Here is a 16,844-nt window from a genome sequence, read left to right as displayed (position 1 = left end):
GAAGGGAACACGCATGAACGAGCCCGGCCGGCGCCGCGAGCAGGAGCGCGGCCGCGACACGCGGGACCGGGTGCTCGCCGCGGCATCCGAGGAGTTCACCGAACACGGCGTCGCCGGCGCGCGAATCAACCGCATCGCCGAGGCGGCCCACGCGAGCAAGGAACGCATCTACGCCTGGTTCGGCGACAAGGACGCCCTCTTCGACCAGGTCATGCGCCGCGGTCTCGACGAACTGGCGCGCGCCGTTCCGATCACGACCGACCTCGTCGACTACACGCTGCGGCTGCACGACCACTTCGTCGAGCATCCACGCTCGCAGCGCGTAGCGATCTGGGCGTGGGTGCACGACTCCCGGGGGCTCGAGGAGGTCTCCGACGACAGGCTCGACGGCTACCGCCACAAGCTGGCGGTGATCGAGGAGGCGCAACGGCTCGGCCTCGCGGACGCGTCGTGGAACCCGGCGAGCCTGCTCGCCCTGATCCTCAGCACCGCGACGTCGTGGCTGATGGCACCCGTGGAGGTGCACATCGTCGCCGCCGCCTCGGAGCTCACCCCGGAGAGCGCCGCGGAACTCCGGGCGGACCGCCGTCACGCGGTCGAGGAGGCGGCGCGACGGCTGATCCTGCCGCGCTGACGCCGGGACGACGAAGGGCCCGCCCGAGCGATGCTCGGGCGGGCCCTTCGTCGTTGGTGCTGACTAGCGCTTGCGCGTGATCAGGCCGTAGATCAGCAGCACGATGATCGAGCCGCCGATCGCGAGCAGCCAGGTCGAGATCGAGAAGAACTCGTTCAGGTCGACGCCGAAGATCGCGCTTCCGAGGAAGCCGCCGAGCAGCGCGCCGATGACGCCGAGTACGAGAGTGGCGATCCATCCGCCGCCCTGGCGACCCGGGAGGATGGCCTTGGCGATGGCGCCGGCGATGAGGCCGAGGAGGAGGAAACCGAAGAAGCCCATGGGGTATCAACTTTCTGTGTTGTGGAATGTGCCGGAGTTTCCGGCACGGTGAAGCGTTGGATCGCGTCGGCGGCCGCGAACGGCTGCCGGGCGAGGAGGGATCAGGCCGCGTCGCCGCCCGTGCGGGCGCGCAGTGCCCGGGCGATGCCGGCCGGGCGGATGATCCGTGGTGTGAGTTCGACGACGCGCGAGCCCGACGTGCTGATGCTCACATCGACGGCCGAGCGTGCGGCAGGGATGCTGCTGAAAGCGCCGAGCTCCTTGCCCGTGCGGTCGCCGGCGACGAAGTGACCGTCGCGGAACTCGACCATACCGGCGAATTCACCGAGGTTCGAGGCGACCCAGAGGTTCTCGTCGGGGGAGCTCCAGGACGTGGGGTCGGCAACGGCTGCGGCTTCGCGCTTCATCGTCGTAGTCATGTGCTTCCCCCCTCGTCATTCGAACGAGTAGAAACGCTATCCAGCAATCTCTCGGGAAACGAATCCTCGACAATGTCGGCGCCGCTATTGCTTTTTACGCACCGATCAGTTAACGCGCCCGGCGAGTTCGACCCAGCTCAAAGGGCGTCGTCCAGATCGTCGAGAGCGGGCTCGTTCCACCCAGACGTGAGGAAGTCGGTCGAGGTCGGTGCCGCCGCCCGAGGGCGGTCGAGAAGATGCGTCTGATTGTCCAAGTCGACCACCGCGATGGCGTCGATCAACTCGTCGGTGTCCACCTGGACCTCGCTAGCGATCATCTCGCTCGACGGGCCGATCACCAGATCGATCGTCGTGACGGTGTTGTCGACGCCGAGCGCCGGTACCCGGACGGCCGCTGTCGCGGCGCTGCCTCCCAGAGCGGCGACGAGCTGCAGAAGCGAGTCGGCTATGTCAGTTCCCGTGACGAAAGAAGTTCCTGCGTACGTGATCTGTTTCATCCACCAAGAGTGCGTTTCGGCATACGCATCGGCAATGCCTTGCCAGCCACCCGGGGGTGAGGTACAGGCGGCGGCTATCGGGCCGCGCGAACCGCGGGCTTCTCTGAAGCCGCGGCGGGAAGTGCGGCACCCGTGAGTAGGCCGGCGGGCTCACCGAGGGGAGCAGCGGGCTCCGCCACCGGCACGTCGGCCGGCTCGGGAACGATCTGCAGACCCGCGACACTGTTAGCGGAGGTCATGAGGGCCTCGACCCATTGGCGGTTGATCGCCGGCGGGCGGCTGCCGAGGTAGGAGTAGACGAGCGGCACGGTGGGGTGCAGCCAGACGGTCGTGCGGCCGTGGCCCACCGACTGCTCGTTCTTCCAGCTGAAGTGGAAGGACTCGCCGCGGCGCAGCTTGGCGCCGATGACGATCTGCAGGTGCGCGAGCACGCGGTCGTCGAAGTCGGCTTTGAAGTTGGTGTCGTAGGACAGCGTGCCCACAGGGTTCTCCATCTTGCTGGCGGTTGACCACTGTGCGACCGGTCGGGCGCAGTGTGTGACCCGGGTCGCAGGTCAACTCTGCCAACAATACGGTGCGCAGCGGCATTCGGTCGACATTGTTGGCGAACGGCGTTCAGTTACGGCGAACGTCGGGCCGGATCATCCGGTCATCCTCGTCTCACGCGCTGACCGCCTCTTTCTCCTTCTCGGCCTGGTGAGCCGCGAGCGCGGTGGTCATGGCGGGGTGCGCGTGGGAGATCTTGTCGATCCAGGCGAGGGCTATCGCCGAGACGATGAAGACCATGTGGATGACTACCTGCCAGAGAACACCGTCCCAGGTGTAGACCTCGCCGGTGACGCTGTCGCCCTCGCTCGTCGGGGCGCCGAGGTCGCCGACCTCGATGAACGTCTTCAGCAGGTGAATCGACGAGATGCCGATGATGGCCATGGCGAGCTTCACCTTGAGCACGTTGGCGTTCACGTGCGAGAGCCACTCGGGCTGGTCGGGGTGGCCCTCGATCTTTATCTTCGACACGAAGGTCTCGTAGCCGCCGATGATCACCATGATCAGCAGGTTGGCGATCATCACCACGTCGATGAGGCCGAGGACGGAGAGCATGATCTCGGCCTCCTCGATGTGCAGGCCCTCGCCGTTGAAGAATCCGCTGAACACAGACTCGGCCAGATGCCAGAGCTCGACCATGAAGACCACGACGTAGACGATCTGCGCCACGATGAGGCCCAGATAGAGGGGAGCCTGCAACCAGCGGCTGAAGAAGATCAGATATCCGACTCCCGAGACCCAGGCTGATTGTTGACGGTATTCACGGGGGCTGGTCGGTATCTCGCTCACGTAGGCGATTGTATGGGGACGAACCTGAGCGTCCTGTATCGTTGGAGCCTGCGAAGGGGAGTATCCCGGTTCGCTGTGATCGTCAACACGAGCCCCACCGCCGCGGCTCCGGTCGCAGCGGCGTTTTCTCGAGTCGAGAAGGCGGGGGAGAGACTTTCGAGAATCCTCCTGCCCAAAAACCTTTCGAAACGGACTCCTCAATGGACGTCGAACTGCCTCTCGCATTCGAGATCACCTCGTACGCGGTTCTCATCGCGATCATCATCGCCGACCTCGTGCTGGCGTACCGTCGGCCGCACATCCCGACGACCAAGGAATCGGCGCTGTGGGTGAGCTTCTACGTCGCCCTGGCGCTCGTCTTCGCCGTGATCATGTTCTTCGTCGGAGGCGCGGAGCCCGCCGGCCAGTTCCTCGCGGGGTGGCTCACCGAGTACAGCCTGTCAATCGACAACCTGTTCGTGTTCGTGATCATCATGGCCCGGTTCTCGGTGCCTAGGAAGTACCAGCAGGAAGTGCTCATGGTGGGCATCATCCTGGCCCTCATCTTCCGCGGGATCTTCATCATGCTCGGCGCCGTGGTCATCGAGCAGTTCAGCGCGGTGTTCTACCTGTTCGGCCTGTTCCTCGTCTACACGGCGTTCAACCAGGCCTTCACCAACCACGACGACGAGGAGGAGACCGAGAACAAGATCATCGGCTTCCTGCGCAAGCGCATCTCGATCACCGACGACTACGACGGCGCCAAGATCCGCACCGTCGTCGACGGCAAGAAGATCTTCACGCCCATCCTCATCGTGTTCATCGCCATCGGCACGACCGACATCGTCTTCGCGCTGGACTCCATCCCCGCGATCTTCGGTATCACGCAGAGCCCGTTCATCGTGTTCGCGGCGAACATCTTCGCGCTGATGGGTCTGCGCCAGCTGTACTTCCTCCTCGGCGACCTCATCGACCGCCTCGTCTACCTCAAGTACGGCATCGCGTTCATCCTCGCGTTCATCGGCGTCAAGCTCTTCTTCCACGCCCTGCACGAGAACGAGCTGCCGTTCATCAACGGCGGCGAGCATGTCACCTGGGCCCCCGAGATCGACACCTGGACGTCGCTCATCGTCATCGTCTCGGCGATGGCCGTCGCCACGATCGCGAGCCTGCTCAAGATCCGTTCCGACGAGCGCAAGGCACCTCAGGACGAGAAGGTCGTCGAGCCGAGCGACCGCCCGGATGCCCACTAGTACCCGGCTCTCGCTCGCCGAGGAGCTGTACCTCGTTCTGCACTACGACCCCGTCACGGGCGAGCTGCTGCGCAACGGCAAGGTCAACGGCTCCGAGGTGCAGGCGTTGTCCGCCGCGAAGCTCGTCGACCTCATCGCGAAGGGACGGGTCGCGGTGGAGCGCACCCGCACCGTGCGCGAGGCGGTCGTCGCAACCGAGCAGCCGATCGACGACGCGGCCCTCGACGAGGCCCGCGCTCTGCTCTGGCGCCAGTCGAAAGACCGCAGCATCACCTGGGGACTCTCCAATCTGGGGTCGTCGGCGCTGGTCGTCGCCGCTCTCCAGGCCCGCGGGCTGGTGGTCGACGAGCGCAAACCGCTCGAGCCGCTCACCCCGCTGGGCGCCGAGGTGCTGCGCGAGCGTCGCGCCGCGATCGACGCCGCATGGCTCGGAGCCGACTCCGACGAGCAGGCGCTCCTCGTCGCCGTGATCCTCTTCGCCGCGAAGGTCTGGAGAAACGTGTACCTGGTTCGCGACCGCTCGGAGAAGGACTCGACCGTTGCCCGCCTCACCGTCACCACCGAGCGCGTGTCGCGCGGAGGCGAACGCGCGAAAGTGATCGCACGACTGCTCGCCGAGTCCGTCGCGCCCTAGCTCCCGCGCGCGGCGACGCGCCTCATGGGCAGTACTACCCATGCCCGTGATCGTCTGACGGTCTCGCGGCTTGGTACCGTGGGTGCAGGTCGCTCACCGCCCGCGGAATTCGCGGTTTCTGATTACGCCTATGAAAGCCGGGTGGGATGTCTCTCGACGTACGACACGAATTGTCACTGCCGCACGTGTCGGCGCTGTTCCGCCACTCGGCCCACTCCGACCGCGGCGCGGTGCGCAAGCTCAACGAAGACAGCTACCTCGCCTCCGTGCCCCTGTTCGTCGTCGCAGACGGGATGGGCGGTCACGCCTTCGGCGATCGCGCCAGTCAGGCCGCGATCGGCGCGTTCTCCACCGCGTTCGAGACGGATGCCCCGGCCAGCGCCCAGCGGATCCTCGACACCGTGCGGCTCGCCAACGAGGCCGTGCTCGAGCTCACGGCCGACGAGGGGCCGGGCGGCGCGATCAGCGGCACCACCCTCGCCGGCATGGCCTTCGTCGACGTCGGCGGAGACGACAACTACCACTGGATGGCCTTCAACGTCGGAGACTCCCGCATCTACAGCTGGGACGGCCGCACGCTCGCCCAGATGAGCGTCGACCACTCGGCCGTGCAGGAGCTCGTCGACCTCGGTCACATCACCAAGCGTGAGGCCGAGCGCCACCCCGACCGCAACGTGGTCACACGCGCTCTCGGCGCCGACACCGAGGTCGACCCCGACGTCTGGCTGCTGCCGGCGAAGGGGCACCAGACCTTCCTGCTCTGCTCAGACGGACTCACGAAAGAGCTCAGCGACGACGAGATCGCCCGCATCATCGTGTTCCACCACTCCGAGCAGCTGCGCGACAGCGACGCGCTGCCACTGACCCTCGCCGAGCGGCTCGCGAACGCGGCCATCGCGGCGGGCGGTTCCGACAACGTCACCGTCGTGGTGGTCGAGTCCGACCTGGTCGGCCCCGCCACCGCGGCAAACGGATCGATCGACGACACCGTCGATCGCGACGCCATGGCTTACAACCTCGAAGAGACGAGGCCGAGAGGATGACCCCCGTGCATTTCACCCCAGCGAGCAGCCGCGGTTGGATCGCCTTCTCGACGGAGTCGCGCGTGCTGGTCGTCGGCGCGTCAGTCGACGACGCGTTCGTCGAAGCGGTCTGGTCGGCGCTCCGCGCTGACGACGCGCTGCAGCGTTCGCTCGACCTGCTCACCGGCAAGGGGCTTTCGGCCACGCCGCCGTTCGCTCTGCTCGACTGGTCGGCAGTATCCGGCTCGCTGCGTGTCATCGTGCGCGGAGATGTCACCGTCGCGCTCACCGGGGCGGCAGACGAGTCGCTCAGCGGCACAGGAGTCTCGACGTGGATCGAGCGGCTGCTCGACGAAGTGACCTCCGCCGTCGTGACCGTGGATGGGGCGCTCGCCGCCGAGACGCCCGCGCTGCCGCTCGTGTCGGGAGCCGCCTGGATCTCGAGCCTCACAGTCGCGGTCGCCGAGCCCACCCCGTTCGCCGAGCCCACCCCGGTCGCTGAGCCCACCCCGGTCGCCGAGCCCGTCGATGCGACAGCAGCCCCGGTCGCCGAGCCCACCCCGGTCGCCGAGCCCGAAGCGCCCGTCGCCACGCCGACCACCGCCGAGATCGACATCGAGGCGACCGTGAGCGACGCGCCCTCCGAGGGCATCGACAGCCTCGAGACGTCTGCCGAGGGCTACGACTACGCCTTCGGTGACACGATGTACCGCTCCGTGGCCGACGCGGCGGTGCGCGACGGGTCCGAGGAAGCGCCCACGGCCGAGGCATCCGTCGATCCCGTCGGTGACCACGACGGCCACACGGTGCTCACCTCCGACATCGCGAAGCTGCGCGGCCGCCGCCGGCCGAAGACGCAGGCCGCCCCCGTGCAGCCCGCCGCCCAGACGGTGACGCTCGTGCTGTCCAACGGCGCGCGCGAGCCGCTCACCCAGCCGATCCTCGTTGGACGCTCGCCGAGCGTGAGCCAGGTCTCGGGTGACAAGATGCCCCGGCTCATCACCGTGGGCGGGGCCGACCAGGACATCTCACGTACCCACGTGCGTTTTGTGCTCGAAGGCGACACCGTCGTGGTGACCGACCTGCACTCGCGCAACGGCACGACCATCGCGATGCCGGGCAAAGAGGCGCAGAAGTTGCGCGCGGGTGAGCCGACCTCCGTTATTGTCGGAACTGTCGTCGACCTTGGCGGCGGAGTGACTCTGACCGTGGACGAGGACTGATGCGACGACCGGCCTCCCAGCCTCCCGAGCTTCCCGGCTACACATTCGTACGACCGCTCGGCTCCGGCGGCTTCTCCGACGTATTCCTCTACCAGCAGCAGCTGCCGAAGCGCCGCGTCGCGGTGAAGGTGCTGCTCACCGAGGAGCTCGTCGGCGCGAACCGCGCGGCGTTCGTCGCCGAGGCCAACCTGATGGCACAGCTGTCGGCGCATCCGTATATCGTCACGATCTATCACGCAGACGTGGCGAGCGACGACCGGCCCTACTTCGTGATGGAGTACTGCTCCGGCCCGAGCCTCGCCGAGCGCTACAAGCAGGAGACGTTCCAGGTCGCCGACGCACTGCGCACCGGTGTCCGGCTCTCCAGCGCCGTCGCGACCGCGCACGCCGCGGGAATCCTGCACCGCGACATCAAACCGGCCAACGTGCTCGGCAACGACTACGGCTGGCCGGCCCTCACCGACTTCGGAATCTCCAGCGCGCTCGACGACGACCTGCTGCCCGTGCACACCGGCACTCTCGCGAGCGCCCTCGCCGACACCGGCACGGGAGGCACCGAGAGCGCGTCGATCGGCATGTCAGTGCCGTGGTCTCCGCCCGAGATGTTCGAAGACGACCCGCAACCCGACGTGCGCAGCGACGTGTTCTCCCTCGCCGCCACCATCTACACGATCCTCGCCGGCCAGACGCCGTTCGAGGTGCGTGGTCGCTCCAACGGGACCCTCGACCTGATCGGCCGCATCGAACGCGGCGCGATCACCCCGATGGCGCGCGACGACATTCCCCGCTCGCTCACCGCCGTCCTGCAGAAGGGCATGGCGAGCGACCGCAACGACAGGTTCGCCACCGCCGTCGACTTCGCCCGCGCGCTGCAGCGCGTCGAGCTCGAGCTCGGCTACACGCCGACCGCGATCGACGTGCCCAACCTGCTCATCGAGGCGCCGCTGCGCTCCGCCGAGACCGACGACGACGACGCCACGCGTGCGCGCACCGTCGCGACGATCGACGCGCAGCCGGCCGTCGCGGCCCCGCGTGCACCGGCGCCACCGCCGACGCCGGCGCCGAACGACGACGTCACGATCGCTCGCGGTGCACAGCGGGTCGACGCCCAGCCCGCGACCGCGCTCCCCGAGGAGACGATCGTGCGTCGTCGGCAGACGCCCGCTCCCGCCGTCGAGCCGGCCGAGGCGCCCGCCGCAGCCGACGAGGCGCCGGTATCGCGCACCAACCGCTGGGTGCTGTGGGGCGGCATCGCCGCCGGAGTCGCGATCGCCGGCGCGATCGTGGCCGGGATCGTCTTCGGCGGAGTGCCGTCCGGCCCCGACGCAGCCACCACGAACACCCCGGGCGGCGAGGCGGCGGTTGTCGCATCGTCGATACCGACGCCCACGGTCGGCAACGTCGTGCCCGTCGAGGGAACGCTCAGCGTGACCTTCGTCAACCCCGACCCCGTAGACGGCGACGAATTCATCTGGCAGCGCTACGACCGCCCGAACGAGCAGGCTCGGGCACTGGCGGGCGACACAGTCGTGATCGACAACTACGTGCTCGGAACGCAGGTCTGTCTCGAGGTGCGCGTGAAGCGCGGCGCGAAGACCTCGGCCGATCCCCTTGAGGAGTGCTTCCCCTCATGAACCCCCTCAAGATCGAGTTCTGCGGCGAGTGGTACGACGTCGAACACCCGAGCGACTTCCACATCGGTCGTGAGAGCGACCTCGTCATCGACGACAACCCCTACCTGCACCGCCGGTTCCTGCGCATCTACGAGGACTTCGGCCTGTGGTGGCTGGCGAACGTGGGCAATCTCCTGTCGGCGACGGTGACGGATGCGACCGGCCAGGTTCAGGCCTGGCTTGCCCCCGGGGCGAAGCTCCCGATCGTGTTCTCGCAGATGCAGGTTCTCTTCAGCGCGGGGTCGACGACCTACGAGTTCACCATCCACTCGGCCGACGACTACTTCGACACCTCGGCCGCCGTCGCCGGCAGCGGCGGTTCGACCACCATCGAACCGGTGCCGTTGACGAGCACCCAGCGGCTGCTGATCGTCGCACTCGCCGAGAACGTGCTGCGGCAGTCGTCGCCGGGCAGGGGAGAGATCCCCACCTCGGCCGACGCGGCAGAGCGGCTGCACTGGTCGATGACGACGTTCAACCGCAAGCTCGACAACGTCTGCGACAAGCTCGACAAGATCGGCGTGCAGGGGCTGCGCGGCGGCAAGGGCAACCTGGCGACGAACCGCCGCCTCCGTCTGGTCGAGTACGCCGTCGCCACGCGGCTCGTGAGCCAGGACGACCTCTACCTGCTCGACCGCAACGACACCGAGCAGCGCGAGGCACAGAAGTCGGCCGCCACCGACGACCTGCCCACGCCGGGAACCGCCTAGTTGAAGGCCGTCCGCGGGTGGACGCGGCGTCATAGGGCGACCGCGACCGCGTTGGTCATCGCTCTCGTCGGCGGCATCCCGCTGACGATCGCGGCGTTGCATCCGGGCTTCCCCATCTCCGACGCATCGCAGCCGGCGGCACGTACACGCTGACGGTCACCGCGCGCAACAGCGGCGGCAGCAGCGACCCCGTCACATCCGCGGGAATACCCGTGAGAGCGCCCCTCGCCTCGACGCGTGTGCAGTTCTACCTCGCCCGCGCCGACGCGGCCGGACCGCAGAGCGACGGACTCGGCCACTACGCCATGCCGGGAGGCACCTACAACATATGGTCGACCGGAACCGACACGACCCAGCGCTCCATCGGTGCCGGCGGCAACGGCCGGCCTACGAGTCCGAGCCGACGGTGGTTCCAGCGCGGGCTACTGCACGTAGCCGCTCGTATGGGGAGAACTACCCATACTCCGGAGATCGGCTGAGAACGGCCCCGTGTTAGGTTGGAAAGCGTTCGGCGCGAGCAGGGGGACCGAACGCTTGGGATCAGTCAATGCTGGGGGAATAGAGCTTGAAGGGTCTTAACGGAGTCGGGGCGTGGACGAGGCGCCACCGGGCAACTGCGTCTGCGCTCGTCATCGCGCTCGTCGCGGGCATCCCGCTGACGATTGCCGCGTTGCACCCCGGATTCCCCATCGCCGACGTGCAGCTGAACTCCCGCGACGTCTGGGTGACCAACGGCGAAGAACTCCTCGGCGGCAGGTTGAACCGCCAGATCGACGAGCTCAACGGCTCGGTGGTGGCGGGCTCTGCGAGTTTCGATGTCCTGCAGGACGCCGACACCCTCTTTATGTACGACCCCCTCTCCGGCCGGGTCGAGTCGGTGTCGCCCGCCTCGACCGAGGTCACATCGGCGATCGACGTTCCCAAGGACGCCGATATCGCCTACGGCGGCACCGTGCTCACGGTCCTCTCGCCCGACGGCGACCTGTGGGCGATCCCCGCTGTGGGCGATCTCCAGTTCAACTTCGTCTCCACCCCGCCGCTGCTGAAGCTCGGCAAGGGCGGCAAGGCCACGGTCACCAAGAGCGGCGAGATCCTCGCCGTGTCCTCGGCGAAGAAGGCCCTCTACCGCGTCGCATCCCTCGCCGACGCACCCGTCAAGACGACGTTCCCCTCGGTCGGCGAGTTCCAGCTCACCGCCGTCGGCGACGAGGCAGTGGTTTTCGACCAGTCGACCAACGAGATCGTCAAAGAAGACGGAACGGTGTACCCGCTCGGCGACGACGAGGGGCTCCGCCTTCAGCAGGTGAGCGCCGACAACGACGACGTGCTCGTCTCCACAGGGGATTCGCTGCTGAAGGTACAGCTCGAGGGCGGCGACGTCGAGGCCGTGCCTGCGAACATCGACTCCGTGTTGACGGAGCCGACGGCGGTGTCTGCTCCGGTGTACCTCGACGGTTGCGCGCACGCGGCGTTCGGCGGGGCGCAGACGTACGTGCTGTCCTGCGACGACGCGAAGCCCGAGGTGGTGCTGATCCCCGAGCCGACCCAGGGCGGTGTGCTGGAGTTCCGGGTGAACCGGTCGGTGATCGCGCTCAACGACCTGACCAACGGCAACGCGTGGTTGATGGACGAGAACATGCGCCTGGTCGACAACTGGGACGACATCATCCCGCCCGAGGAGCAGGAGTCGGAGGAGGAGGGCGACGAGAAGTCGGCCATCCAGTCGTTCGAGGACACCCTCGCCGACCGATCCGAGACCAATAGGCCGCCGACCGCCATCGACGACGACCTCGGAATCCGGCCCGGGCGCACCACGATCCTCGCCCTGCTCGACAACGACAGCGACCCCGACGGCGACGTGCTCGTGATCTCCGCGTACGACGCGATCAACGAGGCGACCGGGCGCCTGGATCCCATCGACGGCGGACGGGCGCTGCAGTTCACTCCGGCCCCCGACTTCATCGGAACCATCGCCTTCACCTACACGATCGACGACGGCCGCGGCGGTGTCGCCCAGGCTCGGGTCTCGGCTCGAGTCGTGCCAGACACGAGCAACGAGTCGCCCGTCTCCGTGCGCGACTCCGGCGTCAGCGTCGAGGCGTACCAGACCGTGAGCTACAACGTCCTCACCAACTGGCGCGACCCGGATGGCGACGACGTGTACCTCGTGGGCGCCGCGCCGAAGTCGGGCGACCTGGTGCGTTTCACCCCGGACGGCTTCATCACCTTCACCCATGCCACGAGCGAGCTCGGTGAGAAGGAGGTGCAGTTCCAGGTCAGCGACGGCCGGGGTGCGCCCACGCAGGCGACGCTCACCGTGAAGGTAGAGCCCGCGGGCACCCTCAACCCGATCGGCACCCCCGACTTCGAGACCGCGTTCGCCAACGAGACGGTCGTGCTCGAGCCGCTGCTCAACGACCTGTCGCCGTCGGGCGCGCAACTCGCCCTCGTCGCCATCGAGGATCCGGGCGGCGGAGCCGTCGCATCCTCGAATCCCGACGCCCAGACCATATCGTTCTCGTCGGCAAACGTCGGCGTCTACTACGTCAAGTACACCCTGCAGGCCGGGGCGAACAACAGCGTCGGCATCGTGCGCATCGACGTGCGCGACAAGCCAGCGAACGAATCCATCCCTCCGGTCGCGGTCAAAGACACCGCGTACCTCCGCGGCGACGAGCCGGTGACGGTGTCCGTGCTGTCGAACGACGTGAGCCCGAACGGGCGTGTGCTCGCCGTCCAGTCGGTGGCCGTCGCGCCCGAGCTCACCGCGAAGGGGCTGGTCGTCGAGCTGCTGGAGAGCACGCTGGTGCGCATCACCTCGCCGGCCGCCCTGACCGAGCAGGTCAACTTCACGTACACGATCAGCGACGGCATCAGCACGGGCACCGCGGGCATCACCGTCGTCCCCGTGCCCGCCCTCACCAAGCACCAGCCGCCCGTCGCGGCGAACGACACCGCGACCGTGCGCGTGGGCGACATCACCACGCTCGACGTGCTCGCCAACGACTTCCACCCCGACGACTCCACGATGACAGTCGACGAGGCGCTCGTCACCCCTCCGGCCGAGGGTCTCGCGTTCGTGAGCAAGAACAAGCTGCGCTTCCAGGCACCGACGACTCCGGGCGAGTACCGCGTCGACTACCGGGTGACCGACCCGTTCAAGGAAACCGCGACCGCGACCGCCGTATTCACCGTCACGGGCCTCGACGTGAAGGGCAACCGCGATCCGGTGCCGACGCCGCTCACCGGACGCGTGCTGGCGGGCGGGTCCATCCGCATCGACATCCCGCTGAACGGCATCGACCCAGACGGCGACTCGACCCAGTTGCTCAACTTCCCGACGAACCCCGCGTTCGGCGCGATCGTGGACACCGGCACCGACTACTTCATCTACGAGTCATCCGAGGCCGCAGCCGGCACCGACGTCTTCAGCTACGAGGTCTACGACGCGTTCGGCGCCACGGGCACCGCGGAGATCAAGATCGCCGTGATCCCGCCGCCCACCGAGATGCAGCAGCCGAACGCCGTCCCCGACGCGGTCGCCGTGCGCCCCGGCCGCATCGCCCAGGTCGACCTGCTGAACAACGACTCCGACCCGCAGGGGTCGCCGATCAAGGTGTCGAAAGATCTGGTCGACGTGCCCGAGGGCATCGACGCCGAGGTCGTCGGCCGCCGCTACCTCGTGCTCACCGCTCCCGACACCGAGCAGTCGTTCTCGCTGCGCTACGAGCTGACGAACACGCTGGGCGGCAAGTCGATGAGCTACGCGCTCGTCAAGGTGACGCCCGACGCCCCCATCCTCCCGCCGACCGCGGAAGACATCCCGATCCTGCAGAAGCAGATCGCCGGCAAGAAGTCGATCACGGTCGACGTCTTCGATGGCAACGCGTTCAACCCCTCCGGCCCGACGAAAGACCTCGTCGTCTCGATCGAGGGACCGAACGCGAGCGCCGCGGTGCAACTGGAGAAGAAGGGCACGATCGAGGTCACGCCCGGACCCACCCGGCAGGCGATCGCCTACCGCGTGACGAACGAGCTCGACGAGTTGAGCGCGATGGCGTTCATCCTCGTGCCCGCCGCCGTCGAGGAGGGCTTCGACGACCCGCCGCGCATCGATCCGGCCCTGCCGATCCAGTACGTGAACATGAACGAGACCCGCGAGTGGGATCTCGCCGACATCCTCGACGTGCCGAGCGGTCGCGACGCCTGGATTCCCGACGAGAAGTCGGTGAGCGCCGTGCAGAGCAACGGCACACCGAACTTCGTCGACAAGGACACGCTCACGTTCACGCCGCCGAAGGACTATCGCGGACCCGCGGCGATCAACTTCACCGCCTTCGACGGCGCGTCGAAGAACGACCCGGCCGGAGTATCGGCGCCGCTGCGGCTCAACATCGTGGTCGGAGACCCCGAGTTCCGTGACGAGCCCCCGGTCTTCACCACGCCGAACACGCAGGTCGAGGTGGGCGAGACCACGACCGTCGACCTCCGCGCGTCGACCAGCCACAACAACCCGCAGATCCTGCAGGAGGTCACCTACTCCGACCTCTCGGTCAGCACCAACGCCATCCAGGCCAGCCTCAGCGGCTCGCAACTGACTTTCACGGCGCCACGCAACGCGCAGAAGGGTCAGACCTACAGCTACGGCGTCACGCTGCGGTGGGACAAGTTCACCGTGCCGGGCAAGATCAACGTGACCGTCGTCGGATCCTCACGTCCGCTGGCCGTCGCCGTGACCGACGAGCTCGAGATGAGGCGCGGTTCGGGCGGCGGAACCATCACCGCCAAGCCTCTCGTCAACGACTCCAACCCGTACCAGACGACCGGCGAGAAACTCACCATCGTGTCGGCCGTCGTACAGAACACCGGCCAGCCAGCGACGCTCAAGCAGACCGCCGACTCGATCGGGATCACCCCCAGCCCCTCGCTGAAGAGCGGGGTGATCGAGGTCGTCTACACGGTGGAAGACGCCACAGAAGACGCCGACAGGCGAGTGAACGGCACTGTGCGGCTGGTCGTCAGCGACGTGCCAGACCAGGTGGCCAAACCGACGAGGGCGAGCGACATCGGCGGCGACAGGCAGGCCACGTTCCGCTTCGTCGCCCCGGCCGCCAACGGAAAGGCGATCACCTCCTACGAAGTGGCGACGAACCCGAGCGTCGCCGTGCCGACGACCTGCACCGCCGGCGCCGACTGCACCATCAGCGGACTCGAGAACGGCCAGCCGTACACGTTCGTCGCGCGTGCCATCAACGAGCACGGACCCGGCGCCTGGTCTGTCGCCAGCGACCAGACCACTCCGTACGGCACTCCGGGCACACCGCAGCCCGTGCTCTCCTCACAGGACAAGTGGGCTGCCGCGAGCGTCACCTGGACCTGGCCGGAGGTCAATGCCGCCGGCGGCTCGACCACATACGCCTGGGAGGCCAGCAACGGCGCCAAGGGCACCGGCAGGACGGCGACCATCACGGGTGTGGGAGCGGGAAGCTACACCGTGACGGTCGTGGCGACGAACACCGGTCGCAAGTCGAGCCTGCCTGGTACCTCGGCTGCGGCTTCCGTGCGGGACCAGCCGAAGGCGGCCGCGTTCAGCGTGAACGGCACCCGGACCAAGCAGTACGCCCCCGCGAACATCAACTGGAACTGGGGCGCGGCCAGCGGCGAAGCGGCAGAGGGCATCACCTACCTGTGGTCGCTCAACGGCGGCGGTTACGCGTCGACGACGGCGACCGGAGCGACCTCGTCGAACCTGAACCCGGGCAACTACTCGATCACCGTGATCGCGCGCAACAAGGGCGGCGACACCTCGGCCACATCGAACACCGTGACGATCGAGAAGGAACCCGACCCGCCCAAGTCCGAGTGGACCCTCACCGCCAACGTGAACACCTGCCCCGAAGACTCGTCGTTCCGCGGTCGGTGGGGGAATCCCGGCTGTGAGGCCCCGGGCTACGTGCAGAACGGAACCAACGTCGTCGTCAGCTGCCGCCTGCCGCGCAACGGAGCAGGGTCGTACGACTCCTGGTACAAGATCGTTCGCGGCACCGGCCACGCGACCTACGACAGCGGTACGTGGTACCTGGCCGACCTCACCATGAGCGGCAGCACCGCGGGAATGCCGAATTGCTGACACTCGACCACCCACGCTTTCCCACCAACCAGAGAGGCCTCACGTGCCAGTAACCCAGGAGCAGGCGACATGGTTCGCCGACGCCTTCCAGAAGCTCATCGCGAACGTGGACAAGGCCATCGTCGGCAAAGACCATGTGATCCGTCTCGTGCTCACCGCGCTCGTCTCCGACGGCCATGTGCTGCTCGAGGACTACCCGGGCACCGGTAAGACGGTTCTCGCCAAGGCGCTCGCGAACACGCTCGACGGCACCACGTCGCGCATCCAGTTCACCCCCGACCTGCTGCCCTCCGACGTCACCGGTGTGCAGATCTTCGACCAGTCGAAGGGCAAGTTCGAGTTTCACAAGGGACCGATCTTCGCCTCCATCGTGCTCGCCGACGAGATCAACCGCGCCAGCCCGAAGACCCAGAGCGCACTGCTCGAGGTCATGGAGGAGGGCGTCGTCACGATCGACGGCGAGGGCCACCCCGTCGGAGCGCCGTTCCTCGTGATCGCCACGCAGAACCCCGTCGAGCAGGCCGGAACGTACAAGCTCCCCGAGGCGCAGCTCGACCGCTTCCTGATCAAGACCACCCTCGGCTACCCCGACAGCAAGATCGCCGTCGCCCTGCTCATGGACTCGTCCACGCGCGCCCGCGCCTCCCTCGTCTCGCCGATCATCAAGCCCGAGTCGATCGTGGCGATGGCCGCCCTCGCCGCCGAGGTCTTCGTCGACGAGTCGGTCATGAACTACCTCAACGACATCGTCGAGGCCACGCGAAAGAACCGCGACGTCGTGCTCGGCGTGAGCATGCGCGGTGCGATGGCGCTCGCCCGTGCCATCAAGACCTGGGCCCTCACCCAGGGACGCACCTACGCCACCCCCGACGACGTGCGCGACCTCGCGGTCGCGGTGCTCGCGCACCGCATCATCCTCGATCCCGAGAGCGAGTTCGCCGGCGTCAAGGCCGAAGACATCGTGAGCCGCATCCTGGTCGACATCGAGCCGCCCGCGTACCGGGCGGCGTAACC

General features: G+C 67.6%; 15 protein-coding genes. 10 read left to right on the top strand and 5 right to left on the bottom strand.

The genetic code is table 11. The annotated features are described in order from the left end of the window. The first annotated feature begins 13 nt into the window (after positions 1-13). Entirely contained in the window at positions 14-634 is a 621-nt protein-coding gene (locus ABIE21_RS08370; protein ID WP_354024314.1) for a TetR family transcriptional regulator, read from the top strand. 63 nt (positions 635-697) lie between these two features. On the opposite strand, the gene ABIE21_RS08365 is transcribed toward ABIE21_RS08370, so the two are convergent. From ABIE21_RS08365 to ABIE21_RS08345, 5 genes are all read right to left on the bottom strand, one after another. Next, complete coding sequence (locus ABIE21_RS08365; RefSeq protein WP_354024313.1) at positions 698-955, bottom strand: GlsB/YeaQ/YmgE family stress response membrane protein; 258 nt, start codon at positions 953-955, stop codon at positions 698-700. 101 nt (positions 956-1,056) lie between these two features. Further along, the gene (locus ABIE21_RS08360; protein ID WP_354024312.1) at positions 1,057-1,374 is read right to left on the bottom strand and encodes a hypothetical protein; all 318 of its coding nucleotides are present in this window, start codon (positions 1,372-1,374) and stop codon (positions 1,057-1,059) included. Between the two features lie 137 nt (positions 1,375-1,511). After that, a complete protein-coding gene (locus ABIE21_RS08355) occupies positions 1,512-1,871 on the bottom strand; it encodes a hypothetical protein (RefSeq protein WP_354024311.1) in 360 nt (119 codons plus the stop codon). Positions 1,872-1,945: 74 nt separating this feature from the next. Then, the gene (locus ABIE21_RS08350) at positions 1,946-2,353 is read right to left on the bottom strand and encodes a DUF7882 family protein (protein ID WP_354024310.1); all 408 of its coding nucleotides are present in this window, start codon (positions 2,351-2,353) and stop codon (positions 1,946-1,948) included. A 178-nt stretch (positions 2,354-2,531) separates the two neighbouring features. Then, positions 2,532-3,206, bottom strand: coding sequence for a TIGR00645 family protein (locus tag ABIE21_RS08345; RefSeq protein ID WP_354024309.1), 675 nt, complete (start codon positions 3,204-3,206; stop codon positions 2,532-2,534). Positions 3,207-3,406: 200 nt separating this feature from the next. Between ABIE21_RS08345 and ABIE21_RS08340 the strand changes: the two genes are divergently transcribed. From ABIE21_RS08340 to ABIE21_RS08300, 9 genes are all read left to right on the top strand, one after another. Next, on the top strand, positions 3,407-4,438 hold the full coding sequence (locus ABIE21_RS08340) for a TerC family protein (protein ID WP_354024308.1): 1,032 nt from the start codon (positions 3,407-3,409) through the stop codon (positions 4,436-4,438). Then, entirely contained in the window at positions 4,428-5,072 is a 645-nt protein-coding gene (locus ABIE21_RS08335) for a GPP34 family phosphoprotein (RefSeq protein ID WP_354024307.1), read from the top strand. The genes ABIE21_RS08340 and ABIE21_RS08335 overlap by 11 nt, the downstream gene beginning before the upstream one ends. A 146-nt stretch (positions 5,073-5,218) precedes the next feature. Then, positions 5,219-6,115, top strand: coding sequence for a PP2C family protein-serine/threonine phosphatase (locus ABIE21_RS08330; RefSeq protein ID WP_354024306.1), 897 nt, complete (start codon positions 5,219-5,221; stop codon positions 6,113-6,115). A 5-nt stretch (positions 6,116-6,120) separates the two neighbouring features. Further along, the gene (locus tag ABIE21_RS08325; protein ID WP_354024305.1) at positions 6,121-7,317 is read left to right on the top strand and encodes an FHA domain-containing protein; all 1,197 of its coding nucleotides are present in this window, start codon (positions 6,121-6,123) and stop codon (positions 7,315-7,317) included. Next, positions 7,317-8,951 carry a serine/threonine-protein kinase gene (locus tag ABIE21_RS08320; RefSeq protein WP_354024304.1) on the top strand — a complete coding sequence of 545 codons (1,635 nt, stop codon included), beginning with the start codon at positions 7,317-7,319 and terminating at the stop codon, positions 8,949-8,951. Before ABIE21_RS08325 ends, ABIE21_RS08320 begins: the two co-directional genes overlap by 1 nt. Continuing rightward, on the top strand, positions 8,948-9,700 hold the full coding sequence (locus ABIE21_RS08315) for a hypothetical protein (protein ID WP_354024303.1): 753 nt from the start codon (positions 8,948-8,950) through the stop codon (positions 9,698-9,700). The genes ABIE21_RS08320 and ABIE21_RS08315 overlap by 4 nt, the downstream gene beginning before the upstream one ends. 212 nt (positions 9,701-9,912) lie before the next feature. Further along, a complete protein-coding gene (locus ABIE21_RS08310; RefSeq protein ID WP_354024302.1) occupies positions 9,913-10,179 on the top strand; it encodes a hypothetical protein in 267 nt (88 codons plus the stop codon). An 86-nt stretch (positions 10,180-10,265) separates the two neighbouring features. After that, a complete protein-coding gene (locus ABIE21_RS08305) occupies positions 10,266-15,830 on the top strand; it encodes an Ig-like domain-containing protein (protein WP_354024301.1) in 5,565 nt (1,854 codons plus the stop codon). Between the two features lie 43 nt (positions 15,831-15,873). Then, entirely contained in the window at positions 15,874-16,842 is a 969-nt protein-coding gene (locus ABIE21_RS08300; protein ID WP_354024300.1) for an AAA family ATPase, read from the top strand. The last annotated feature ends 2 nt before the right edge of the window (positions 16,843-16,844 follow it).

The sequence above is a fragment of the Conyzicola nivalis genome (assembly GCF_040548875.1).
GTDB classification, from domain to species: domain Bacteria; phylum Actinomycetota; class Actinomycetes; order Actinomycetales; family Microbacteriaceae; genus Conyzicola; species Conyzicola nivalis_A.
This window is presented reverse-complemented; position numbering and strand designations above follow the sequence as displayed.

Coding starts and splice junctions, on each gene's coding strand:
- ABIE21_RS08315 (WP_354024303.1), top strand. CDS start 8,948: ATGAACCCCCTCAAGATCGAGTTCTGCGGCGAGTGGTACGACGTCGAA.
- ABIE21_RS08360 (WP_354024312.1), bottom strand. CDS start 1,374: ATGACTACGACGATGAAGCGCGAAGCCGCAGCCGTTGCCGACCCCACG.
- ABIE21_RS08335 (WP_354024307.1), top strand. CDS start 4,428: ATGCCCACTAGTACCCGGCTCTCGCTCGCCGAGGAGCTGTACCTCGTT.
- ABIE21_RS08320 (WP_354024304.1), top strand. CDS start 7,317: ATGCGACGACCGGCCTCCCAGCCTCCCGAGCTTCCCGGCTACACATTC.
- ABIE21_RS08340 (WP_354024308.1), top strand. CDS start 3,407: ATGGACGTCGAACTGCCTCTCGCATTCGAGATCACCTCGTACGCGGTT.
- ABIE21_RS08365 (WP_354024313.1), bottom strand. CDS start 955: ATGGGCTTCTTCGGTTTCCTCCTCCTCGGCCTCATCGCCGGCGCCATC.
- ABIE21_RS08355 (WP_354024311.1), bottom strand. CDS start 1,871: ATGAAACAGATCACGTACGCAGGAACTTCTTTCGTCACGGGAACTGAC.
- ABIE21_RS08370 (WP_354024314.1), top strand. CDS start 14: ATGAACGAGCCCGGCCGGCGCCGCGAGCAGGAGCGCGGCCGCGACACG.
- ABIE21_RS08330 (WP_354024306.1), top strand. CDS start 5,219: ATGTCTCTCGACGTACGACACGAATTGTCACTGCCGCACGTGTCGGCG.